The following is a 20,785-nucleotide window of genomic DNA, read 5'->3' as shown; positions in this document are numbered from 1 at the left end:
CCATGCCGGGCCAGACCGTGCCGGCCGGTCAGCGGGCGGTGGGCGGCCCGTCGCCGCGACGGGCCAGCGGCACCCGCTCGACCCAGCCGGACGCCGTGGCCAGCGCCCGGCTGACCGTCTCGCCGACGGGGGCGAAGCGCTCCGGCGCCCGCTGCACCCCGGCGTCGACCAGGTCCCGGGTGCGGTCCAGCAGCGTCAGCGGCAGGCCGGAGACGGCGTTGCCCGGCGGGCGGCGGGAGACGGTGGGGTGCGGCCTGGTCGGGGAGACCCGGCGGGCGACCTCCCACTGCAGGCCGAGCCGCCGCAGCGCCTTCGCGTCGAGGGCCTCCTGCAGGCGGGGGAACATCACGTCCTCCTCGTCGCGGACGTCCTCGTCGAGCACCTCGACCAGCCGGTCCAGCGTCTCCGCCCGGCGGGGGTCGTCGTGGTCGAGCGTCTCCAGCCGGCTGACCAGCTCGTTGACCTCCTGGTGCTCCTCCTCGACCTGCCGGGTCAGCGCGTCGCCGTCGGGCAGCACCCGCCGGATGACCGGCCAGAGCACGGTCTCCTCGGCGAAGGCGTGGCTGAACACCAGCCGGTCGATCCGCCGCAGCACCCGCTCCTGCTCCCGGCCGGTCGTGCCGTCGAGCTCGGCCAGCAGGCGGCCCAGCTCCGCGTGGTCCTCGCGCTGACGCACCAGGACGCTGGTCGGGCCGCCGAGTTCCGCGACGGTCTGGTCGGCGATGGATCGGGCCATGTCGGGCCTCCTGGGGTTCCGTGCGACGCCGTGTGCTCGACCGGCCCGACATGCCCGGCAGCGGGGTGCATTACACCCCGGCCAGACACCCCGGCCAGGTGCGGGACGAATTCGGCGCCCCAGGATCGCCAGCGTTCCGGGGACTCCCCGCGCTGGGGCCCGACACACCGTTCCGCCGCAGCCCGGGTCGGCGTCTCGCCGGCCCGGGCTGCCCGCTGTTCTCAGGCGGTGACCAGCACGCAGCCGGTCTCCCCGAAGGGCTCGACGGCGAAGCCCAGCGACTCCAGGCACCCGGCGACGGCCACGTTCATCGTGGCCTGCACCCCGGCCGCGACGTCGGCGCCGTGCACCTGGTCGCGGCTCATCCGATCGTGCTGGTGCCAGCTCACCAGCACCCCCGGACGCCCCGGCTCCGGGGTGAGGCAGACCCCGCCGGCGGCGCCCTCGCCGGCGCAGTCGTGCAGCGGCAGCCCGGCCTCGACCAGCGCGGAGGCGACCTCCACCACCAGGGTCACCAGCTCGTCCTCGTCGGCCAGCGGGCTGTCCCACTCCGCGGGGAGCCGGTCGAGCTGGATGCCCAGGTCGGCCAGCCACGCCTGCTCCCCCGGCAGCGGCCGGCGCAGCAGCCGGCCGTCGGCCCGGAGCACCCCGTGCACGGCCTGCGCGGACCCGGCGCGCCCGCCGGCCAGCGCGGCCCAGTCGGCGTCGAGCCGATCGGGGAAGGGGCCGGCCAGGACCGCCTCACCGGGCCGGTCGGCCGGCTGCTCCACCAGCCACCACGCCGAGGGCGTCCCCCGCCCGCCGGCCCGCGCACCGGCCGGGTGCGTGGTGACCCGCACGGTCGCGGCCCCGCGCTGCTGCTCGGCGCCGGCCTCCACCGGTGCGGCGACCGCGGCGACGGCGGCCGGGACGGCGGCCTCGGCCTCGTGGCGCTGCCCCTGCACCCGGTTGCGCTCGAACTCGTAGCGCGAGGTGGAGCTGGTGGCCAGCGCGACGACGAGCGCAGCCAGTGCGAAGAAGCCACCGACGGCGACCATGGGCCACAGCAGCATCACTGCGCCGCCTCCACCGGGGCCGGCACCGGACGGGTCGCCCACGCCGCGGCGGTGCCGGGGGCGGCGCCCCAGTCGGCGGCGCGCCGCGACCAGCGCCGGACCAGGCCGCGCAGCCAGGCACCGGCGTCGCGGAGGCTCTCCACCCGCGACGTCTCGGCGGCCGCCGAGACGGTGAACAGCTCCAGCAGCGTCGCCAGGTCGGTCTCGCCGTCCGCCGGGCGGGACGACGTCAGGGTGGGCGGTTCGGCGAACATGGTCACGCGGGAGCTCCTCGGTGCTGGGTGCCGCGGCTGGGGAAGTGCTGCGGACGTGCGAAAGGTAGGGCCCGCGAAGCCCGGTTCGACGCGCTCGGCGAGGCCTTCTCCAGCGCCGTCACCGGATCGTTGTGCAGCGCACTCCGCAGGTCGCCGACCCGCCGCCAGGGCCGCCTTGTCGACAAGCGGCACCGCTCCCACCTGGGCTTTCGTCGGTCACCGGCCGCGATCGCCCCGGGTGACGCCGCCACCCGGCGTGGCGCCGCAGGAGCGGGTACCGGCGCCCGCCGGCTCGGCTCCTCCGGACCCGGCGCCGGAGATCGACGCGCTGCCCGGCCCGTCGGCTTGACCGGAGCAGCTCGTCCGGCGTACCGGTCAGGTGCGCGGCCGTGAGATCTTGGGCCCATGCCCGAACGCGCCACCGAGCAGCTCGAGCCGGATTTCTTCGACGTCCAAGGGCAGTCATCGGTCTCCGCCGACGCCGTCCGGCGGGAGATCGCCGAGCCGGACGCACCCGTCCTGGTCGACTTCGACCACACGCTCTTCGCCTCGAACAGCACCGAGCTGTTCATCTCACGCTGCCGGCCGTCCCTGGTGGTCGCCGTCATCGACTTCCTGGTGCGGGGGCGCGTGCCGTGGCGGTTCCTGCCCGGACGCCGCGGCTACCGCATCCGGGACTACCTCTGCGTCGTCCTGATCGTCGTCCTCACGCCCTGGAACCTGCGCCGGTGGCGCAGGGAGGCACCGGCGCTGTTCGAGCAGCACCGCGCCACCGGGATCTCCGCCTTCTTCGCCGACGTCGACCGGTCACGGCTCACGATCATCTCCTTCGGCATGGCGTTCGTGATCCGGGGACTGCTGCGGGGGAGCGAGTACGAGTCCGCCGCGCTGCTGGCGACGCCGCTGCTCCCTCGGCCGTCCTGGTTCGCCGGGGGCAAGACGGCGACGGCGGTCGCGGCCGTCGGCGAGGACGGAGTCGCCCGGGCCGTCTTCGTCTCCGACTCCCTCGACGACGCCGACCTGCTCGGGGCGTGCCGTGCGGGTTTCCTCGTCCCCGAGCAGGGTGCGCGGCTGTCCGCCCGCGAGCGGCTCTACATCCCGCTGCGCTACACCGTCCGCGTCAAGTCCTCGCCCTGGTACACGCTGGACCGGCTGCTCCTGGTGGACGCGCTGGTCATCGCCATCGCCATCGCGTACGACGTGCAGAGCCTGCTCCAGTTCGTACTGATCGTGCCGCTGCTGCTCCTGTCGGTGATGTCGGTCTACGAGATCGGCTACTTCGAGAACGACATGTACGCCTCGACGTTCGAGGAGCGTCCGGTCCTCAGCCCCCACGTGGCGCGGTTCCGGGACTACCCGATCCGGGTCCAGGCCTGGATCTGGGCCGTCGCGTTCGCGGCGGCCGGCATGGGCGTGGCCGTCCTCCTCGGCGAGCTCGGCACCGATGAGCTCCTCGCCGCCGGCATCGCGTGGGTGCTCCTGCTGCTCGCGGTGCGCGTGGTGTTCTTCGTCTACAACCGGCTGCGGCCCGAGGCGCGGATCTTCGCCTACCCGGTGCTGCAGGCGCTGAGGTTCGGCGGCATCTTCCTGGTCTTCGTCCCGAGCATCCTCGGGGTGGCCCTGGTGATGAGCCAGATCGTGGCGATGTGGGCGACCTACGTCGTCTACCGGCTCGACGGGCGCAAGGAGGCCCTGAACCGTGACCTGTTCGGCACCGCGGCGTTCCTGGTCGCTGCCGGCCTGCTGGGCATGGCGGAGGTCGTGCACGGCGGGGTGCTCGACGAGAGCGCCGGCCGCGAGTCGGCGAACCGGGTCTGCTTCGTCTCCGCCATGGTGTGGTCGCTGGCCAGGATCAGCAAGGCCCCGGTGATGCGCCGGGTACGAGCCGAGCTCGCGGCCTGACCGTGCTCACCCACCCTCGTCCGCCCGTCCCCTCGCTGGGGAGGCCCCTGAGAGGGTCGTTCGGGTGGGCCCCGTGGGGATCGAACCCACAACCCGCGGATTAAAAGTCCGCTGCTCTGCCAGTTGAGCTAGAGGCCCGGGACGTCCGGTCCCGGGATGAGGATAGAGACACCGCGGCCGGTGACCACGGTTGTGCACTCGTCGTCGGTTCCTGCTCGGCGGACCGACGGTCAGCGCACAACCGACGGGGGCAGGCCTAGAAGATCGCCACGAAGAGCAGGACGAGCAGCGCGGTCACCACCAGGCTGACCAGCAGCGACCCCAGGCAGCCCAGGCGGTTGGAGAAGAAGAAGAACATCCACTGGACGTGCCCACGCGCACGCGTCAGCACACCCGGCCGAGCAGCTCCTGCAGTTGCTGCCGCTGCGCGCCGGACAGCGGCAGGTCAACCGCCACCGCCTCGCCGTCCCCGACCTGCACCAGCAGCGGGAAGACGAACGGCTGCTTCGTCTCGGCCAGCACGTGCGGGTCGCAGGTCGCCGGCCGCACGGTCACCGGCAGCCGCAGCTCGTCCTCGCCCACGGCCAGGGTCGCCGGCAGTGAGCCGCCGGGCACCAGCGCCAGGACGACGCTGCGCTGCAGCGCCTCGAGGTGGATCGGCTCGCCCGAACGCCGGCGGAGGACGACGTCCCCGCTGAGCATCTCGCCCGCGGCGGCGAACCCGTCGATGGTGATGCCGACGGCGGCCAGCACGGCCGCCGTCGCGCACTCCTCGGCGTGCACCCGGGCCAGGGTGTCGCCGGCCAGCGGCACCCGCAGCTGCTCCACCGCGCCGTCGGGCCGGACGACGGTCAGCCGCGCGGCCGCCGGCGCCACCTCCGCGGCGCAGTCGGCCTCGCCGTACCGCACGGGCAGGTCGAACGTCCGCCCCGGCGGGAACTCGGTCCGCACCGCACGGGGAGCCACCGGCCGGAGACCCGGGGAGTCCAGCACGACCGAGGTGACGGTGAACGGCGTCGGCCCGGTGGCCGTGATCCGCACCTGGACCTGTCCACCCTCGGCCTCGTCGGTGCGCAGCCGGACCACCTCGGCCGCGATGCCCGGGACCGGCGGGGCCCCGGGCTCGGCGGCGGGAGCGGACGGCGACGGACCCGCGCAGCCGACGAGCGCCAGCAGCAGCCCTGCGCCCACGCCCCGCCGCACGCGGGCGGCGTAGGGCGGGGTCAGCCCCGGGCGGTCACTTCTGCACGTGCCGCTGCGGCAGCCGGGCGAAGGCGCGCCCGGCCTCGTAGCGGACCTCCATCTTCTCCTGCGCGGCCGCCGACGGGCCGCGGCGCGGCTGCCCGTCGTCCAGGTCGAAGGCCGAGCCGTGCCACGGGCAGACCAGGCAGGTCGCGCCGCGCACCTCCTCGAGTTCCCCCTCGGCCAGCGGGCCACCCACGTGCGCGCAGGCGCCGACGAAGGCGTCGACCCGGGGGCCACGCCGGACGGCGGCGATCGGCACCGGGGTGCCCTGGCCCTCGCCGGTGCGCAGCGTGGGGCGCCCCTCGGGCAGGTCGTCGAGCGGGCCCAGGTCGATCCAGTCGGTGGTCATCTGCCGGGCCGTCGTCGTCGAGTGGTTCGCCCCCGACGACTGCGCGTAGGACATGTGCCCACCGATGGCGGCCGACCCGCTCGCCAGGCTCAGCCCGCTGTAGGCCAGCGCCCGACCCAGTCCGCCGCGGCCCTGGGCGCGGGCGACCAGCGAGCCGACGTAGAGGCCGAGGGCCGCCACGTTCGCCACCGCGTGCACCGCACCCAGGCGCCGGACGTCGTCGTCCTGCTCGGACCAGTCGGCCGCGCCGGCGAGCGCGGCCGGGACGCTGGCCGCCACGCCGGTGGTGATCAGCGCGGTGGCCGCCGGGCGGGTCGGCGGCACCAGGTCCAGGATGCCCGCGGACAGCCAGGTGCCGACGGGCACCATGGCCAGCACCGGGTGCAGCGGGTGACCCAGCCAGCTGCCGTGCAGCAGGTCCTTGAACCCCTGCGGCCGCAGCAGGCCGTTCACCGCCTTGCGGGCGGCCTCCAACTGCTCGTCGAACTTCGACACCTCGGACAGGCGGTCCAGGACACCCAGCAGGCTCATGCGCCCTCCCCTACCCGCCTGAGCCCACCGGAACCCGGGAGTCGGCGAGAGCAGCACGCGGGCCCGCGGCGGGAGCCGCCGCCGTCACCGGAGCGCAGTCCAGTCGGCCCGTTCGGCCAGCACCGCCACCGCGGCGGCACCGACGGCGTCGACCTCCCCGGCGAGCGCGGGCAGCGTCTCCACCCCGGCCGTCGTCCGCAGCCGGGCGGCCAGCCGGTCCGCGGCCTGCTGCAACCGGACCGTCGCCGGGCCGTCGGACTCCGGCGGGGCCTCCAGCGCGTACTCCTGACCGAGCTCCGCGCAGAGGCCGGGCAGCCGGGCGAGCAGGCCCGCGCTGGCGGCCGCGGTCCGCCATGCCGAGCCGGACACCAGCTCCGGCCGGCAGGTGCCGGTCGCCTCCGCCCAGCGCAGCAGCGTGACCACCTCGGCCCACAGGACGTCGGAGACCACCTGGGTCGCGGCGCCGCCGGACGACGGCCGGTGGGAGCGGACCACCACCCCGGACCGCGTGGGGTCGAACAGCCAGTGACGACGCTCGGGATCACGCATGGAACGACGCTGGCGCGGGCACCTGCCGGGCACCTGACGGCCGCCTGGGAACACACTGGCAGCGAGGCCGGGTGACCGACCTCACGAGCAGTTGTACAACGCACCGGGAATACACAGGCGCCACAGGGGCTTCATGCCCGAGCATGGGCGTGGCCCTGCTCCGCCCCCGAGAGGAACACCCGTGACCTGCCCGTCCCTCCTGCGCCGCTCCGCCATCAGCGGCGCCCCCGAGGGGCCGGTGCTCGCCGCGGCCGACCACGGCCGGGTCGCGTCCCTGGTGCACATGACGTCGACCCGGCTGCGCCAGGACGACACGGGAGCCCAGTTCACCCGCTTCGTGGTGGTCGGCGGGCTGTCCAGCGCGCTCTACGCCACGCTCTTCATCGCCCTCGGCGGCCTGGGCGACCAGACCGCCAACCTCTCCGGGGCGATCGCCTCCACCCTGCTGGCCAACGAGCTCCACCGCCGGCTGACCTTCCACGCCGGGGGGCGGGTCTCCTGGTTCACCGCCCAATGGGAGGGCGGCGGGCTGGCCGGCATCGGCCTGGTCGCCACCTCCCTCACCCTGGCGGGGGTGCACGCCCTGCTCGGCGACATCGGCACCGGCCCACAGCTGTGCCTGATCGCGGCGGTCACCGGGTTGATCGGGCTGATCCGTTTCATCGCACTGCGCAGCTGGGTCTTCCCGGCCGCGCGCGACCCGCAGGAGTAGGCGGACCGGACCCCGGGTAGGCGGGGCTGGCTGGTTGAGAACGCAACCAGTCCACCCCGTCTGCTGAGGAGAACCCGTGGCGAAGATCGCCGTCGTCTACTACTCGTCCACCGGCAACACCCACCAGCTGGCCGCCGCGCTCGCCGAGGGCGCGGCCGACGCCGGCGCCGAGGTGCGGCTGCGGCGGGTGCCCGAGCTCGCCCCCGCCGAGGCGATCGCCTCCAACCCGCTCTGGCAGGCGCACGTCGACACGACCGCGGGCGAGGTGGAGGAGGCGACGCCGGCCGACATGGAGTGGGCGGACGGCTACGCGCTGGGCACCCCGACCCGCTTCGGCACGCCCGCTGCCCAGATGAAGCAGTTCATCGACACCCTGGGCGGGCTCTGGTTCGCCGGCAAGCTCGCGAACAAGGGCGCGACCGCCTTCACCAGCGCGCAGAACGTCCACGGCGGCAACGAGTCGACCATCCTGACGATGTTCAACATCTTCTCGCACTTCGGGGCGGTGATCGTGCCCCCGGGCTACACCGACCCGCTGCTGTTCGCCGCCGGCGGCAACCCGTACGGCGTCTCGACCGCCTCCGGTGGGGAGTCCGCCACGGCCTCCGACGCCGAGCTCACCGCCGCCCGCTACCAGGGACGCCGGCTGGCCGAGATCACCGCCAAGCTGGTCGCCTGAGCGCACCGCGGCGACCCGCGCACCCCGGCGGGTCGCCGCGCCCGCCCGGTACCGCGCCCTACGCTGCCGGCATGCCGACCCAGCCCGTCCGCCGGACCAGGTCCACCGCCGCGGCCCTCGCCGCCGGAGCACTGCTGCTCGCTCCGCTCACCGCCTGCAGCTTCAGTTCGGAGAACGTCTCCTGCGCCGACAACCGGTGCACGGTGACCCTCTCCGGCGAGGGCGCCACCGCCACGGTGCTCGGCACCGAGATCGGCTTCACCGGCGTGCAGGACGGCCAGGCGACCCTGTCGGTGGGCGACACCTCGGTCTCCTGTGGCGAGGGCGACCAGGTGTCGGCCGGCCCGCTCGCACTCAGCTGCACCTCGGTGAGCAGCGACTCGGTCGAGCTCGCCGCGTCGCTGGGCTGAGCCCGGCTCAGGGCACCTCGGCCACGTCGACCACCAGCCGGGAGGGGTCGCTGAGCGCCGACACCTGGAACGGCACCTGCCCGGACGTGCCGATCCAGGCCACCGACTGCCCCTCGAAGGTCCCGTCGTAGACGACGCCCTCGACCGGCCCCGTCCCGCTCACCACCGGGCCCGGGGCAACCTCCTCGGCGCCGCTCTCGTAGGGGTAGCTCGTACCGGTCAGGATCACCCGGAGGTACGCCTCGCCCGGGACGTCGACCGGGGTGCCGCGGCCCTGCGACGACGGGGCCTCGACGTACTCGACCTGCCAGCCCGGGGTGCCGGTGCCGGCGAGCTCGAAGACCACCCGCTCGAAGCCCTCGTGGTCACCCACCCGGACCGACGTCACGGTCAGGCCCTCCGCGCCGGCCGGGTCGGCACTGGCCGCGGCGGTGCCGGTCGGGACGCTCGCGGGCTCGGCCCCCTGGTCCGGGGTCGCGCCGGCGCCCGTGGTCGCCGGGGCGCTGGCCGCCGTCCCGTCGGAGGCGGCGGTGTCGGTGCCGGTCGACTCCGCCTGGCCGCACCCGGCGAGGAGCAGGGCGGCGGTCAGCAGGACGGCGGAGCTGGCCCCACGGGGCAGCGGACGGGTGCGCACACCGCGATGCTGGCACGCCACGGACCTGCGCCGGAGGTGCCACGCGGTCGGGGCGGGAGGCCACCTGGGGAGACCGGCAGGCGGGTGCGACATGCCGGACCGACCCCCCGGTGCGATGCCCTCCGGAGGGCATGTATGGTTCTCCATGCCTCCGGCGCTGATGAGCCCTCATCGTCTAGCGGTCCAGGACGCCGCCCTTTCAAGGCGGTAGCACGGGTTCGAACCCCGTTGGGGGCACGCAGGACCGAGCCGGGCAACCGGCACGGAGCACCACCAGAAGGCACAGCACGACAATGCAAGGCCCTGTAGCGCAGTTGGTTAGCGCGCCGCCCTGTCACGGCGGAGGTCGCGGGTTCGAGTCCCGTCAGGGTCGCCATCCGGCGCCCGGCACCAGCCGGGTCCGGTGGGGGCAGGTAGCTCAGTCGGTACGAGCGCTCGCCTGAAAAGCGAGAGGTCGGCGGTTCGACCCCGCCCCTGCCCACCCACTCTCCCCTGCTCCCGGTCACCTCGACCGGCGCGGTTGCCAGCCAGTTCCTGGCGGGGGCACAGGGAACTCTCAGGCTGGCCGGGCACAGTTCGGGCATGACCACGAGCACCCCCTCCGCCCCCGGATCCCGGGCACAGCTGACCCGGCCCGACGGCAGCGCACTCCGGGTGCTGGTCGTCGACGACGAACCCTCCATCTGCGAGCTGCTGTCGATGGCCCTGCGCTATGAGGGCTGGGACGTGCGCTCCGCGGCCGATGGCGCCGAGGCGGTCCGCACCGCGCGCGACTTCCGCCCCGATGCCGTCGTCCTGGACGTGATGCTGCCGGACATGGACGGCCTGGAGGTGCTGCGCCGGCTGCGCGCGGACACCCCGCTGGTCCCGGTGGTCTTCCTCACCGCCAAGGACGCGCTGGAGGACCGGATCGCCGGCCTCACCGCCGGTGGCGACGACTACGTCACCAAGCCGTTCAGCCTCGAGGAGGTCGCCGCCCGGCTGCGCGGACTGCTGCGCCGCACCAGCCGTGTCGTCGCCGACGACGGCCTGCTGGTGGTCGGCGATCTCACCCTGGACGAGGAGAGCCACGAGGTCACCCGCGGCGGCGAGGACATCCGGCTCACCGCCACCGAGTTCGAGCTGCTGCGCTACCTCATGCGCAACCCGAAGCGGGTGCTGTCCAAGGCGCAGATCCTCGACCGGGTCTGGCAGTACGACTTCGGCGGCCAGGGCAACATCGTCGAGCTCTACATCTCCTACCTGCGCCGCAAGATCGACGCCGGCCGGACGCCGATGATCCACACGCTCCGTGGCGCCGGGTACGTGATCAAGCCCGCCGCATGACACGCTGGCACCGGTGAGCCCCGGCCCCTCCCGTCGCTCCCACCGGTCACTGCGCACCCGGCTGCTGGTCGCCTTCGTCGTCCCGCTGGTGCTGGTGCTGGCCCTGGTCGGCGTGGTCTCGGTGACCGCGCTGCGGGGAGAGCTGGTCAGCCAGGTCGACACCCGGCTCGAGGCGGTCGCCGACCGTGCACAGGGCCCCGGCCGAGGGTCCCGGTCCGGGGATGACGGGCGCCGCGGACGGAACGGCCTGGGCGCCCCCGGTCAGGGGGAGGGGACCCTGGTCGCCGAGGTGAGCGACGGGGTGGTCGTCTGGTCCGGGGTGCTGGCCCAGAGCGGCGCCGAGCTGCCGCTGACCGACGCCCAGGAGGCCGTCCTCGCCGAGCTGCCCACCGACGGCGAGCCGGTGACCCGGGACCTCGGCGGCGAGCTGGGCAGCTACCGACTGGTGGCGCGCCCGACCCCCGGCGACGACGTGCTGATGACCGGTCTGCCGCTGCGCGGCGCCGCCGACGCCGTGCGCAGCCTGGTCACCGTCGAGCTGCTGGCCGGACTGGCCGCGCTGCTCGCCGCCGCCGGCGCCGCCGTGCTGGTCATCCGCCGCACGCTGCGCCCGCTGGACCGGGTGGCGGCCACCGCCACCCGGGTGGCGGAGCTGCCGCTGGCCAGCGGCGAGGTGCGGCTGGCCGAGCGGGTCCCCCCGCAGGACACCGACCCGGGCACCGAGGTCGGCCAGGTCGGGACGGCGCTGAACCGGCTGCTGGACCACGTCGAGCAGTCGCTGGCCGCCCGCCAGGCGTCGGAGACCCAGGTGCGGCAGTTCGTCGCCGACGCCAGCCACGAGCTGCGCACGCCGCTGGCCTCCATCCGCGGCTACGCCGAGCTGGTCCGCCGCCAGGGCGGCGAGGTGCCGGCCGACGTAGGGCACGCCATGCGCCGGGTGGAGTCCGAGGCGGTGCGGATGACCGAGCTCGTCGAGGAGCTGCTGCTGCTCGCCCGGCTGGACGCCGACGCCGAGGCCGGACGGGAGCTGGCCACCGAGGAGGTCGACCTGACCGCGCTGCTGGTCGACGTGGTCACCGACGCGCACGCCGCCGGACCGGGGCACCGCTGGCAGCTGGACCTGCCCGACGTCCCGGTGCTGGTGCCGGGCGACGCCGCCCGGCTGCACCAGGTGGTGGCCAACCTGCTGGCCAACGTGCGCGCGCACACCCCGGAGGGGACGACGGCGACCACCCGGCTGCGCACCGAGGGTGGCTGGGCGGTGCTGTGCGTGGCCGACGACGGGCCGGGGATGCCCGCGGCCCTGCAGGCGCACGCCTTCGAACGGTTCGCCCGCGGGGACGCCTCCCGGTCCCGGACGGCCGGCAGCACCGGCCTCGGGCTGGCCATCGTGCAGGCGGTGGTGGCCGCCCACGGCGGCACCGTCGGGCTGACCAGCGCGCCGGGGGCCACCGAGGTCACCGTGCGGCTGCCCGGCGCGACCACGGCACCGGAGGCCTGACCCCCGGCCCGGGCCGACCGGGCCTCAGACCGAGAGCGCGTCGGCGGCGACCTGCTCGTAGACCTGCGCGTGCAGCCGCCGCACCGCCTCGGCCTGCTCGGTGCGCCGCTGCCGGTCGACCCGGGCCGGCGCGGGGCGGGTCAGCGCGGCGACCACCGCGGAGGTCAGCGAGGCGGCGTCCAGCCCGGCGCGGGGCTCGTTGCCGTAGAGGACGACGTCGGACCACTGCTGGGCGTGGTGGCCACCGCCCGGCACGACCGCCCGGGTGCCGGCGTCCCGGCACAGCTCCACCCAGCTGTCGTGGGTGCCCGAACGGCGGGGCAGCACCGACACGTGCAGCTCCTGCAGGTGGCGCACCCAGGACGCCGGGTCCTCGGCCCAGCTGGACCGCAGCTCCAGCTGCCCGGCGTCGGCGAGCGCGACGAGCTCCGGCAGCCGGGCGGCGACGTCCACGTCGGGGTGCACGTCGACCCGCAGCCGCCCACCGCCGGAGACGGCACCGGACAGCGCGGCCCGGACCAGCTCGACCGGTTCGGCGATCTCCGGCTCGAGCCGGCCCAGGTGCACGCCCACCAGCCGGGTCTCCCGGCCGATGTCCGGGGTGGGCGCGGCCAGCGACGGGTGGGCCACCACGATCGCGGTGCGGGCGAACCGGTCGGCGATCTCGTCGGCCGCGCCGGGGGTCAGCGTGAGCACCACCTCCGCGGTGGTCAGCAGCGTGCGCAGGTGTGCCTGGTGCCGTCCCGGGGTGGTCCCGGCCGGCGGTCGCAGGTCGTGCACGGTGACCACCAGGGGCACCCCGGACCGCCGCACGGCCGTCGTCCAGCGGTCCATCTCGGGGATCGTGAGGTGCTCGTAGCCGGCGTGCAGGTGCAGCACGTCGATCTCGGCGGCGTGCGCGGTGAGGTGCTCGGCGTCCAGCCACGGGCTCGGATCGGCCTCCGGGCCGACCGGCACGACCGAGGCGGGCAGCACGGCCGAGACGTACGGGCTGCGGGCGGGGACGCTCGCCACCCGGGTCCCCGGCGCGCTCGGTCCAGCGGGCACTGCGGTCACGCGGTCGTACGCCTCCTGCGGTCGTGCACGGCGACAGGAGGGTGCGGCGCTCCTCGACGGTCGGTGCGGTGGGCCTCTCAGCCTGCCGGACGCAACTACCCCGCGTGGTCGGTGATCAACCCGCAGCTCACCCCTGCGGGGGATCCGGGCGACCGCGCGGCTGGCTGCGGAGGCCCCCTCCGGTCGGCTAGGTTCCGCTCACTCCCCCGACGACGGGGGCGACCGGGGAGGCACGCGGGTGGCGGAGCACGGCGGGGCAGCCGCGCCGCGACGCCGACGGCGGGTCGACCCCCGGCTCGTGGTGGCCGGGGCGCTGGTCGTGCTGCTGGCGATCGGCGCCGGTGTGCTGCTGGTGCTGCGCGGCACCCCGCTCACCGTCGACGGCCGCTACGTCACCGCCCCGGCCGCGGTCCTCGCCGACGCCGACCGCCGGCTCACCGACTACGTCGACCAGCGCGCCGGAGCCCGCGGCCCGGACACCCGCTGCTGGTTCCAGCGGATCGACCCCGACGACACCGAGATCGCCCGGGAGCTGCTGTGCGGGCCGGTGCTCTTCGTCGGCGGCGACCCGGGCCGCAGCTGGCTGCGCTTCCCGCTCACCGCGACCCCGACGGGCGGCGACGTCCGGCTGCGCCCCGCCGGCCTCCCCGCCGACCCCGAACCCCAGGCCCTCGGTGACGCCGACCTGCTCGTCCGCCCCGACGGCGACAGCCCGTCACCGGGCACCGGCGGGCTGCGGGTGCCCGAGGTGCCGCGCGCCGAGCCCGGCTTCACCGCGGTCGGCCCGTTCCCCGTCCTGCCCTGGGCAGCGCCTCCGGGGCCCGCCCGGCTGTCCGGGCCCGCGGCCTCGGTCACGGTGACCGGGCTGGCCACGCCCGAGGTCGTCGGCACCGGCGACGCCGCCCGCCGGCCCGCCGAGGGCCAGCGCTTCCTGGCCGTCCGCTACACGGTCGGCCCCGGCGAGGGCCGGTCCACCACCCCGCCCACGGTCAGCTACCAGGCCCCGGGCACCGCACCGGTGCCGGTCGCCCCGGCGCTGGTCGCGCCCGGCAGCACGGTGGAGGCCGTGGTCGCCGTCCCCGCGGGGACGACGCAGGCCGACCTGGTGGTCCTCGACGACGGTCTGGAGCAGCGGCTGTCGCTGCTGGACGGCTCCCCCGGCCCGGGCAACGTGCAGGTGCTGACCCGGGCCAACCGGACGGCGGAGGTGGACGCCAGCCAGCAGGTCGAGGGGGCGTTCAGCGCCCCCGGCCGGGTGCCGGCGTCGTTCCCGGTCACCGTGCGGCTGGGCTCGGCGACGCTGCAGTGGTTCGCCGGCGCCGACGGATCGGTGCGCCCCCGCGACCCGTCCCGCGCGTACCTGGTGCTGGAGGTGACCATGGCGCTGCCCGAGGGCGACCCGGGCGCCGTCCCGGTCGAGCTGCTCACGCTCGTGCTGCCCGACGGCACCCGGCGCCCCGGCGTCGACCTCAGCCCCGCCGCGGACCGGGTGCTGGCCGCCTTCGACGTGCCGGCCGGGTTCACCGACGGCACGGTCGTCGTCCGCGGCCGGGCCGCGCTGCCCGACGGGCTGGTCGCCGACCTGGGCACCGACGGGGCGGAGTTCCCCCTCACCGTCCCGGCGGGCTGACAGGCCGTCCCGGCGGGCCGACCGGCCGCCCCGGCGGGCCGACCTCAGCTCTGGGCGCGCAGCTCCGCGAGGATCGGCTTGGCGACGGCGAGGGCGTGGTTCGCCGCCGGGACGCCGGCGTAGACCGCGGTGTGCAGGCAGACCTCGGCGATCTCCTCGTCGGTCAGCCCGTTGCGCACCGCCGCCCGCACGTGCAGCGCGAACTCGTCCCAGTGACGCAGCGCCGCGGTGATCGCCAGGGTGAGCATGCTGCGCTCCCGGCGCTCGAGACCCGGCCGCTGCCACAGGTCGCCCCAGGCCACCCGGGTGATGAAGTCCTGGAAGTCGGCGGTGAACGGGGTCACACCCGCGACCGCTCGGTCGACGTGCGCGTCGCCGAGCACCTCCCGCCGCACCCGCATGCCGGCGGTCCGGCGCTGCGCGTCGGTCTCCAGCGGATCCTGCTCGGTCACGGTCGCCCTCCCGTGGCGTGCGCGATCAGCGCGTCGGACACCTGCGGCACCTGCTCCAGGTTGGCCAGGTGAGCGGCCGGGCTCAGGCTCAGCAGCCGGGCCCCGGGCACCCCCTCGGCGATCAGCCGCTGGTGCTCCGGCGGCACGGCCTCGTCCTCGGCGCCGGAGACCACCAGCGTCGGCGCGGTGATCCGGCCGAGGTCGGCGCGCTGGTCCATCCGCGCGATCGCGGCGCAGCAGCCCGCGTAGCCCTCGTCGTCGGCGGCCACCACCATCGCCTGCAGCCGGGCCACCAGGTCGGGGTGGGCGGCGGCGTAGGGCGGGGTGAGCCACCGGCTGACCACCGGCTCGGCGATCACGCCGGTGCCCTCGGCGCGCACGGTGCGCGCCCGGTCCTCCCACATCCCCGCGTTGCCGGTGTGGGCGGAGCTGCACAGCACCGCCAGGGTCAGCAGCCGGTGCGGCTCGCGCACCGCCAGCCGCAGCCCGGTCATCCCGCCGATGGAGACCCCGGCGACGTGCGCCCGGGCCACCCCCAGCCGGTCCAGCAGCGCGACGACGTCGTCGGTGAGGTCGTCGATCGTCGCGTCGCCCGGCACCGACGGCGACCGGCCGTGGCCGCGGGTGTCGTAGCGGACCACCCGGAACCGCTCGGTCAGCGCCGGCACCTGCGGGTCCCACATGGACAGGTCCGACCCGAGCGAGTTGGACAGCAGCATCACCGGGGCGTCGGCCGGGCCCTCCACGACGGCGTGCACCTCGACGGCGGTCACGGAGCTCCTTCCTGCCCGGCGGGGTCCGCCTGGGTCGCGATGGTGTGCGCGGCGAGTACGGCGTCGACCTGCGCGCCGGCCTCCCCGACGTCCGGGGTGGTGTCGGCGACCAGCGCGGCCCCGTCGACGTCGGCCCGCTCGAGCACGAGGTCGGCCAGCGGCCGGCCCTGCTCGGCGGCGGTGCGGACGGCGGCGGCCGCGGCGTCGTGCGCCGGCCCCGCGCCCAGCGTGGGGGTGAGCGCCTCGGCCAGCGCACCGGCCAGCAGCGGGTCGGTGGCGGCGGCCACGGTCGCGGCCATCCGCCCGGTGTCCAGGCGCAGGCTGGCCAGGCTCTCGGACAGCCAGGACACCGCCGAGCCGACGGTGCCCAGCAGGTCGGTGAGGGTCGGCCACTCGGCGTGCCAGGTGCCCGCGCCCCGCTCGTGCTCCTGCTCCATCGCGGCGAACAGGGTGGCCACCAGCCCGGGCGCCCGGCGGGCGCAGGCACGTGCGGAGATGGCGGCCACCGGGTTGTTCTTGTGCGGCATCGCCGACGAGCCGCCCCGGCCCTCGGCGACCTCGGCGGCCTCGGCCACCTCGGTCTGGGCCAGCAGGACGACGTCGACGGCGATGGTCGCCACCACACCGGCGGCCGCGCCGAGCACGCCGGCCACGTCGGCGATCGGCAGCCGGACGGTGAACCAGGGCACCTCGGTGGTCTGCAGCCCCAGCTCCTCGGCCAGCGCGGCGCGCAGGTCGACCCCCGACCCGGAGCTGGCCGCGAGCGTGCCGACCGCCCCGCCGTACTGCACCGGCAGCCCGGCCAGCACCGTGGCGATCCGGGCCCGGACGCCCTCGACCCCGGCCAGCCAGCCGGCCGCCTTGAGCCCCACGGTGATCGGCAGCGCCTGCTGCAGCAGCGTGCGGCCGATCAGCACGTCGTCGCGGTGGTCGGTGGCCAGCCGGGCGCACGCCCCGGCCGCGGCGGCCAGGTCGGCGTCGATCAGCTGCAGCCCCCGCCGGGCCAGCAGCACCGCCGCGGTGTCGACGACGTCCTGACTGGTGGCGCCGACGTGCACCGCGCGCGCCGCGTGCGGGCCCACGGCGTCGCGCAGGGCCCGGACCAGCGGGGGGACCGGGTTGCCGGCGTCCCCGGCGCGCGCGGCGACGCCGGCCAGGTCGAGCCGGGTCGGGTCGGCGCACACCCGCCCGACCTCCTCCGCCGCGGTCTCCGCGACCAGCCCGACCCGGGCCGCCGCGCGGGCCAGCGCCGCCTCCACCTCCAGCAGGGCGACCAGCCAGGCGTCGCCGGAACCGGCGTTCACCGGACCACGGGCGAACGTCGCGTCGAGGAGTGTCACGCCGGCATCTTGTCGGATGCCGCGGTCACACCGCGAAGAAGACGGTCTCGACCATGCCCTTGGCGGTGCAGTCCTGCAGGTGGATGTCGAGGACGTAGCCGTCGTCGGTCGGCCGGGCGATGAGCGTCTGCCGGGCGGCGTCGTCCGGCAGACCGGTCAGCACCGGGTCGGCGGCGTTGGCCTCGGCCTCGTCGGCGAAGTAGATCCGGGTGACCACCCGGTCCAGCAGCCCGCGGGCGAACACCGAGACGTCGACGTGCGGCGCCTGCAGGCCGCCCTCGCCGTCCGGCACCGGGCCGGGCTTGAGGGTGAGCACGGCGTACTGGCCGCCGTCGACGGTGTCCGAGCGCGCGAAGCCGCGGAACCCGGGCGTGGTCACCGCCCCGCGCGGGTCGTCCGGGTGCGCGAAGCGCCCGTCGGGGTCGGCCTGCCAGGTCTCGATCATGGCGTCGGGGACCAGGTCACCGTTACCGTCGAACACCCGGCCGCGCAGCCAGATGGCGCCCTCGGTGCCCTCGGCCACGGCGTAGGGGCCGTCCGGCCAGGTCAGGCCGATCGCCAGGTACGGCCCGACGGTGGCGCTCGGCGTGGTGGCGAAGCGCAGCGGCTCGTCGAGGTACCCGCTGCCGCGCCGGGGGATGCCGGGGACCCGGTCGTTGTCCTCGATCGCCGCCTGCACCAGTGGCGAGATGTGGGGGGCGCTCATGCGACATCTCCGTCGTCGTCGGTCTCGAACGGGGTCTGGTCCTTGCCGCGCAGGACGATGTCCCACTGGTAGGCCAGCGCCCAGTTGTCCTGGGTACGGTCGAGGTCGAACCGGCTGATCGCCCGGTACCGCGCCGACGGCGGGATGGCGTTGTAGATCGGGTCCTGCTCGAACAGCGGGTCGCCCGGGAAGTACATCTGGGTGACCAGCCGCTGGGTGAAGGCGTGCCCGAAGAGGCTGAAGTGGATGTGCGCCGGACGCCAGGCGTTGTGGTGGTTGCCCCACGGGTAGGCGCCGGGCTTGATGGTGGTGAACTCGTACCGGCCCAGGCTGTCGGTGACCACCCGGCCGAGCCCGTCGAAGTGCGGGTCCAGCGGCGCCGGCCAGTTGTCGACCACGTGCCGGTACCGCCCGCCGGCGTTGGCCTGCCACACCTCGACCAGGGCGTCGGGCACCGGGCGGCCGTCGCTGTCCAGCACGCGCCCGAAGACGATGATCCGCTGGCCCTGGGCCTCGCCGCCCATCCGCAGGGTGAGGTCGGCGTCGGTGGGCAGCACCCGGTCCTCGCCGAGCACCGGGCCGGTGACCTCGGTCAGCCGGTGCGGCAGGTCGACGGGGGTGCGCAGCGGCGCGCGCAGCCCGGTGCTGCGGTAACCCGGGTAGGCGAGCGGCGTGCGCTGCTCCTCGGGGTCGCGCAGGTAACGCGGCACGATCAAGGCGCTGTCCTCCGCAGGGCGCGGCGCCCGCGGTGTGGTCCCGGTCATCCCCGGACCGTACGACCCGGGGCTACGCTCCGACAGCCCTGACTTCCACTGAGCAGAACGGATGCCGCCGTGGCCGGAGGCTCAGCCGCCGCCGGGAGGTCGGTGACCTCCCGTGCTCTCGGCGTGCTCGACGCCTTCGACAGCGGTCATCCGCGGCTCACCCTCTCCGAGGTCGCCGCCCGTTCGGGCACCCCGCTGACCACCACCCACCGCCTGCTCGGCGAGCTGGTCGAGTGGGGTGCGCTGGTCCGCCGGCCCGACGGCCGCTACGAGATCGGCCGCAAGCTCTGGGACCTCGGCCTGCTGGCCCCGGTGCAGCTGGAGCTCCGCCAGGTGGCGGCCCCCTTCCTGCTCGACGTGCACACCGCCACCCGGGACACCGTGCACCTCGCCGTCCGCGAGGGCATCCGTGCCCTCTACGTCGAGCGCATCTCCGGGCGCGAGTCGGTGCCGGTGGTCAGCACCGTCGGCAGCCGGCTGCCGCTGCACGCCACCGGTGTCGGCAAGGTGCTGCTGGCCTGCGCGCCCGACGAGGTCGTCGACCGGGCGCTGCAGGAGCTCAGCCGGGAGACCCGGTACACCGTGGTCGACCCGCGGACGATCACCCGGGAGCTGGGTGAGGTGCGCCGCCGCGGCTGGTCGCGCACGGCCGAGGAGATGTCGCTGGGCACCGCGTCGGTCGCCGTCCCGGTCACCGTCGACCGGCCCACCGGCCCGGTCGTCGTCGCCGCGCTGGGCATCGTCGTCCCCACCCACCGCCGTGACCTGACCCGGCTGGCGCCGGTGCTGCAGGTCGCCGCCCGGGGCATCGGGCGGGCACTGGCCCTGACCGCCGAGTTCCGGTGAGCGGAAGCCCGGGTTCGGCCCGGGCGGGCGACGCGGGCCACACTCGCGGCATGCGCACCCAGGTGGGGATCATCGGAGCCGGCCCGGCGGGGCTGCTGCTCTCCCGGCTGCTGCAGCTGCAGGGCATCGACACGGTGGTGCTGGAGAACCGGTCGCGGTCCTACGTCGAGGCCCGCATCCGGGCCGGCATCCTGGAGGAGCACACGGTCCGCACGCTGGTCGACGCCGGCGTCGGCGACCGTCTGCAGCGCGAGGGCCTGCCGCACGACGGCATCCACCTGCAGTACCCCGGCACCCGCCACCACCTGGACTTCCCGGAGCTGTGCGGCCGCCGGGTGTGGGTCTACGGGCAGACCGAGGTCACCAAGGACCTCATCCGGGCACAGCTGGACGGCGGGCCGCCGTTGCTGTTCGAGGTCTCCGACGTCTCCCCCGAGGACGTCGACGGCGACGCCCCCCGCATCCGCTTCACCGACGCCGCGGGCACGCCCCAGGTGCTGGAGTGCGACGCCGTCGTCGGCGCCGACGGCTTCCACGGCGTCTCCCGCCCGGTGGTCACCGCGGGCACGGCGGGCCGCACCTGGGAACGCACCTACCCCTACGCGTGGCTGGGCATCCTGGCCGACGTGGCGCCGAGCGAGGACGAGCTCATCTACGCCTGGCACCCGGACGGCTTCGCCCTGTCGTCGATGCGCTCGCCGTCGGTGTCCCGGCTCTACCTGCAGGTCGACCCGACCGAGAAGATCGAGGACTGGTCGGACGACCGGATCTGGGACGGGTTGTCGACCCGGTTCGCGCTCGACGGATGGGAGCTGCAGACCGGTCCGGTCACCGAGAAGTCGATCCTGCCGATGCGCTCGTTCGTCAGCGCGCCGCTGCGCCGCGGCCGGCTGTTCCTCGCCGGGGACGCCGCGCACATCGTGCCGCCCACCGGTGCCAAGGGGCTCAACCTCGCCGTCGCCGACGTCACCCTGCTGGCCCAGGCCCTGGTGCGACTGCTGGCCGAGGGGCGCAGCGACCTGGTCGACGGCTACTCCGACCGGGCGCTGGCCCGGGTCTGGCGGTGCACCCACTTCTCCTGGTGGATGACCTCGATGCTGCACCGCTCCGGCGACGACTTCGACGCCGAGCTGCAGCTCTCCCAGCTGCGCCGGGTGTGCTCGTCGGAGGCCGCGGCCCGCGAGCTGGCGGAGAACTACACCGGCCTCCCCCTCGACTGACCCTCCCGGGGGGGGGGGGGGGGGGGGGGGGGGGGGGGGGGGGGGGGGGGGGGGGGGGGGGGGGGGGGGGGGGGGGGGGGGGGGGGGGGGGGGGGGGGGGGGGGGGGGGGGGGGG

At 75.7% G+C, this 20,785-nt stretch carries 23 protein-coding genes and 4 tRNA genes; 12 read left to right on the top strand and 15 right to left on the bottom strand.

Annotation, left to right across the window (positions count from 1 at the left end; all coding sequences use genetic code 11):
- Positions 1-28: 28 nt before the first annotated feature.
- From ACI79U_RS06725 to ACI79U_RS06715, 3 genes are all read right to left on the bottom strand, one after another.
- Positions 29-736 carry a hemerythrin domain-containing protein gene (locus ACI79U_RS06725; RefSeq protein WP_457064186.1) on the bottom strand — a complete coding sequence of 236 codons (708 nt, stop codon included), beginning with the start codon at positions 734-736 and terminating at the stop codon, positions 29-31.
- A 221-nt stretch (positions 737-957) separates the two neighbouring features.
- Complete coding sequence (locus ACI79U_RS06720; RefSeq protein WP_457064188.1) at positions 958-1,788, bottom strand: hypothetical protein; 831 nt, start codon at positions 1,786-1,788, stop codon at positions 958-960.
- Positions 1,788-2,051 carry a hypothetical protein gene (locus ACI79U_RS06715; RefSeq protein ID WP_457064190.1) on the bottom strand — a complete coding sequence of 88 codons (264 nt, stop codon included), beginning with the start codon at positions 2,049-2,051 and terminating at the stop codon, positions 1,788-1,790. The genes ACI79U_RS06720 and ACI79U_RS06715 overlap by 1 nt, the downstream gene beginning before the upstream one ends.
- Positions 2,052-2,450: 399 nt before the next feature.
- On the opposite strand from ACI79U_RS06715, the gene ACI79U_RS06710 reads away from it, so the two are divergent.
- The gene (locus ACI79U_RS06710; RefSeq protein ID WP_457064192.1) at positions 2,451-3,947 is read left to right on the top strand and encodes a hypothetical protein; all 1,497 of its coding nucleotides are present in this window, start codon (positions 2,451-2,453) and stop codon (positions 3,945-3,947) included.
- Positions 3,948-4,012: 65 nt separating this feature from the next.
- On the opposite strand, the gene ACI79U_RS06705 is transcribed toward ACI79U_RS06710, so the two are convergent.
- The 5 genes from ACI79U_RS06705 to ACI79U_RS06685 all read right to left on the bottom strand — a co-directional run bounded on the left by ACI79U_RS06705 (position 4,013) and on the right by ACI79U_RS06685 (position 6,621).
- A tRNA-Lys gene (locus tag ACI79U_RS06705) sits at positions 4,013-4,085 on the bottom strand.
- Between the two features lie 118 nt (positions 4,086-4,203).
- Positions 4,204-4,338: a hypothetical protein gene (locus ACI79U_RS06700; RefSeq protein WP_457064194.1), complete on the bottom strand. Its 135-nt coding sequence runs from the start codon at positions 4,336-4,338 to the stop codon at positions 4,204-4,206.
- The gene (locus ACI79U_RS06695; protein ID WP_457064196.1) at positions 4,332-5,150 is read right to left on the bottom strand and encodes a hypothetical protein; all 819 of its coding nucleotides are present in this window, start codon (positions 5,148-5,150) and stop codon (positions 4,332-4,334) included. Before ACI79U_RS06695 ends, ACI79U_RS06700 begins: the two co-directional genes overlap by 7 nt.
- 34 nt (positions 5,151-5,184) lie before the next feature.
- The gene (locus ACI79U_RS06690) at positions 5,185-6,072 is read right to left on the bottom strand and encodes a Rieske 2Fe-2S domain-containing protein (RefSeq protein ID WP_457064198.1); all 888 of its coding nucleotides are present in this window, start codon (positions 6,070-6,072) and stop codon (positions 5,185-5,187) included.
- An 84-nt stretch (positions 6,073-6,156) separates the two neighbouring features.
- Positions 6,157-6,621 (bottom strand): hypothetical protein, encoded by a 465-nt coding sequence (locus ACI79U_RS06685; RefSeq protein WP_457064200.1) that lies wholly within the window; start codon positions 6,619-6,621, stop codon positions 6,157-6,159.
- A gap of 181 nt (positions 6,622-6,802) precedes the next feature.
- Between ACI79U_RS06685 and ACI79U_RS06680 the strand changes: the two genes are divergently transcribed.
- The 3 genes from ACI79U_RS06680 to ACI79U_RS06670 all read left to right on the top strand — a co-directional run bounded on the left by ACI79U_RS06680 (position 6,803) and on the right by ACI79U_RS06670 (position 8,422).
- Complete coding sequence (locus ACI79U_RS06680) at positions 6,803-7,333, top strand: GtrA family protein (RefSeq protein WP_457064202.1); 531 nt, start codon at positions 6,803-6,805, stop codon at positions 7,331-7,333.
- 76 nt (positions 7,334-7,409) lie between these two features.
- Positions 7,410-8,012, top strand: a complete 603-nt coding sequence (gene wrbA, locus ACI79U_RS06675) for an NAD(P)H:quinone oxidoreductase (RefSeq protein WP_457064204.1) — start codon at positions 7,410-7,412, stop codon at positions 8,010-8,012.
- A 71-nt stretch (positions 8,013-8,083) separates the two neighbouring features.
- On the top strand, positions 8,084-8,422 hold the full coding sequence (locus ACI79U_RS06670; protein WP_457064206.1) for a hypothetical protein: 339 nt from the start codon (positions 8,084-8,086) through the stop codon (positions 8,420-8,422).
- A gap of 7 nt (positions 8,423-8,429) precedes the next feature.
- Here the strand turns inward: ACI79U_RS06670 and ACI79U_RS06665 are convergent, their stop codons facing one another.
- Positions 8,430-9,056, bottom strand: coding sequence for an AMIN-like domain-containing (lipo)protein (locus tag ACI79U_RS06665; protein ID WP_457064208.1), 627 nt, complete (start codon positions 9,054-9,056; stop codon positions 8,430-8,432).
- A gap of 164 nt (positions 9,057-9,220) precedes the next feature.
- Here ACI79U_RS06665 and ACI79U_RS06660 point away from each other — a divergent pair.
- The 5 genes from ACI79U_RS06660 to ACI79U_RS06640 all read left to right on the top strand — a co-directional run bounded on the left by ACI79U_RS06660 (position 9,221) and on the right by ACI79U_RS06640 (position 11,883).
- Positions 9,221-9,293: transfer RNA gene (locus ACI79U_RS06660), tRNA-Glu, on the top strand.
- Between the two features lie 62 nt (positions 9,294-9,355).
- Positions 9,356-9,432 (top strand) — tRNA-Asp (locus ACI79U_RS06655).
- Positions 9,433-9,463: 31 nt separating this feature from the next.
- Positions 9,464-9,537 (top strand) — tRNA-Phe (locus ACI79U_RS06650).
- Between the two features lie 101 nt (positions 9,538-9,638).
- Complete coding sequence (locus ACI79U_RS06645) at positions 9,639-10,382, top strand: response regulator transcription factor (protein ID WP_457064210.1); 744 nt, start codon at positions 9,639-9,641, stop codon at positions 10,380-10,382.
- A gap of 13 nt (positions 10,383-10,395) precedes the next feature.
- Positions 10,396-11,883 (top strand): sensor histidine kinase, encoded by a 1,488-nt coding sequence (locus tag ACI79U_RS06640; protein ID WP_457064212.1) that lies wholly within the window; start codon positions 10,396-10,398, stop codon positions 11,881-11,883.
- A gap of 24 nt (positions 11,884-11,907) precedes the next feature.
- Here ACI79U_RS06640 and ACI79U_RS06635 read toward each other — a convergent pair whose 3' ends face one another.
- Complete coding sequence (locus ACI79U_RS06635) at positions 11,908-12,897, bottom strand: hypothetical protein (protein ID WP_457064214.1); 990 nt, start codon at positions 12,895-12,897, stop codon at positions 11,908-11,910.
- Positions 12,898-13,177: 280 nt separating this feature from the next.
- On the opposite strand from ACI79U_RS06635, the gene ACI79U_RS06630 reads away from it, so the two are divergent.
- Positions 13,178-14,569, top strand: coding sequence for a hypothetical protein (locus ACI79U_RS06630; RefSeq protein WP_457064216.1), 1,392 nt, complete (start codon positions 13,178-13,180; stop codon positions 14,567-14,569).
- A gap of 44 nt (positions 14,570-14,613) precedes the next feature.
- Here ACI79U_RS06630 and pcaC read toward each other — a convergent pair whose 3' ends face one another.
- From pcaC to pcaH, 5 genes are read right to left on the bottom strand one after another with little or no spacing between them, the layout of a single operon-like run.
- Positions 14,614-15,021, bottom strand: a complete 408-nt coding sequence (gene pcaC, locus ACI79U_RS06625) for a 4-carboxymuconolactone decarboxylase (protein WP_457064218.1) — start codon at positions 15,019-15,021, stop codon at positions 14,614-14,616.
- Positions 15,018-15,794 carry a 3-oxoadipate enol-lactonase gene (pcaD, locus tag ACI79U_RS06620; protein WP_457064220.1) on the bottom strand — a complete coding sequence of 259 codons (777 nt, stop codon included), beginning with the start codon at positions 15,792-15,794 and terminating at the stop codon, positions 15,018-15,020. The genes pcaC and pcaD overlap by 4 nt, the downstream gene beginning before the upstream one ends.
- Positions 15,791-17,134 carry a 3-carboxy-cis,cis-muconate cycloisomerase gene (gene pcaB, locus ACI79U_RS06615; RefSeq protein WP_457064222.1) on the bottom strand — a complete coding sequence of 448 codons (1,344 nt, stop codon included), beginning with the start codon at positions 17,132-17,134 and terminating at the stop codon, positions 15,791-15,793. Before pcaB ends, pcaD begins: the two co-directional genes overlap by 4 nt.
- Positions 17,135-17,159: 25 nt before the next feature.
- Complete coding sequence (gene pcaG / locus ACI79U_RS06610; RefSeq protein WP_457064224.1) at positions 17,160-17,840, bottom strand: protocatechuate 3,4-dioxygenase subunit alpha; 681 nt, start codon at positions 17,838-17,840, stop codon at positions 17,160-17,162.
- On the bottom strand, positions 17,837-18,604 hold the full coding sequence (gene pcaH / locus ACI79U_RS06605) for a protocatechuate 3,4-dioxygenase subunit beta (RefSeq protein WP_457064226.1): 768 nt from the start codon (positions 18,602-18,604) through the stop codon (positions 17,837-17,839). The genes pcaG and pcaH overlap by 4 nt, the downstream gene beginning before the upstream one ends.
- 102 nt (positions 18,605-18,706) lie before the next feature.
- Between pcaH and ACI79U_RS06600 the strand changes: the two genes are divergently transcribed.
- Both ACI79U_RS06600 and ACI79U_RS06595 read left to right on the top strand, forming a co-directional pair.
- Complete coding sequence (locus tag ACI79U_RS06600) at positions 18,707-19,450, top strand: IclR family transcriptional regulator (RefSeq protein WP_457064228.1); 744 nt, start codon at positions 18,707-18,709, stop codon at positions 19,448-19,450.
- 50 nt (positions 19,451-19,500) lie between these two features.
- Positions 19,501-20,670: a 4-hydroxybenzoate 3-monooxygenase gene (locus ACI79U_RS06595; protein ID WP_457064230.1), complete on the top strand. Its 1,170-nt coding sequence runs from the start codon at positions 19,501-19,503 to the stop codon at positions 20,668-20,670.
- Positions 20,671-20,785: the final 115 nt, after the last annotated feature.

The sequence above is a fragment of the Modestobacter sp. SYSU DS0904 genome (assembly GCF_054051115.1).
This window is presented reverse-complemented; position numbering and strand designations above follow the sequence as displayed.

Bases quoted from the DNA above. Each gene is read 5' to 3' on its own strand.
- ACI79U_RS06725 (WP_457064186.1), bottom strand. From the start codon at position 736: ATGGCCCGATCCATCGCCGACCAGACCGTCGCGGAACTCGGCGGCCCG.
- ACI79U_RS06720 (WP_457064188.1), bottom strand. From the start codon at position 1,788: ATGCTGCTGTGGCCCATGGTCGCCGTCGGTGGCTTCTTCGCACTGGCT.
- ACI79U_RS06710 (WP_457064192.1), top strand. From the start codon at position 2,451: ATGCCCGAACGCGCCACCGAGCAGCTCGAGCCGGATTTCTTCGACGTC.
- ACI79U_RS06690 (WP_457064198.1), bottom strand. From the start codon at position 6,072: ATGAGCCTGCTGGGTGTCCTGGACCGCCTGTCCGAGGTGTCGAAGTTC.
- ACI79U_RS06685 (WP_457064200.1), bottom strand. From the start codon at position 6,621: ATGCGTGATCCCGAGCGTCGTCACTGGCTGTTCGACCCCACGCGGTCC.
- ACI79U_RS06670 (WP_457064206.1), top strand. From the start codon at position 8,084: ATGCCGACCCAGCCCGTCCGCCGGACCAGGTCCACCGCCGCGGCCCTC.
- ACI79U_RS06645 (WP_457064210.1), top strand. From the start codon at position 9,639: ATGACCACGAGCACCCCCTCCGCCCCCGGATCCCGGGCACAGCTGACC.
- pcaG (WP_457064224.1), bottom strand. From the start codon at position 17,840: ATGAGCGCCCCCCACATCTCGCCACTGGTGCAGGCGGCGATCGAGGAC.
- pcaH (WP_457064226.1), bottom strand. From the start codon at position 18,604: ATGACCGGGACCACACCGCGGGCGCCGCGCCCTGCGGAGGACAGCGCC.
- ACI79U_RS06595 (WP_457064230.1), top strand. From the start codon at position 19,501: ATGCGCACCCAGGTGGGGATCATCGGAGCCGGCCCGGCGGGGCTGCTG.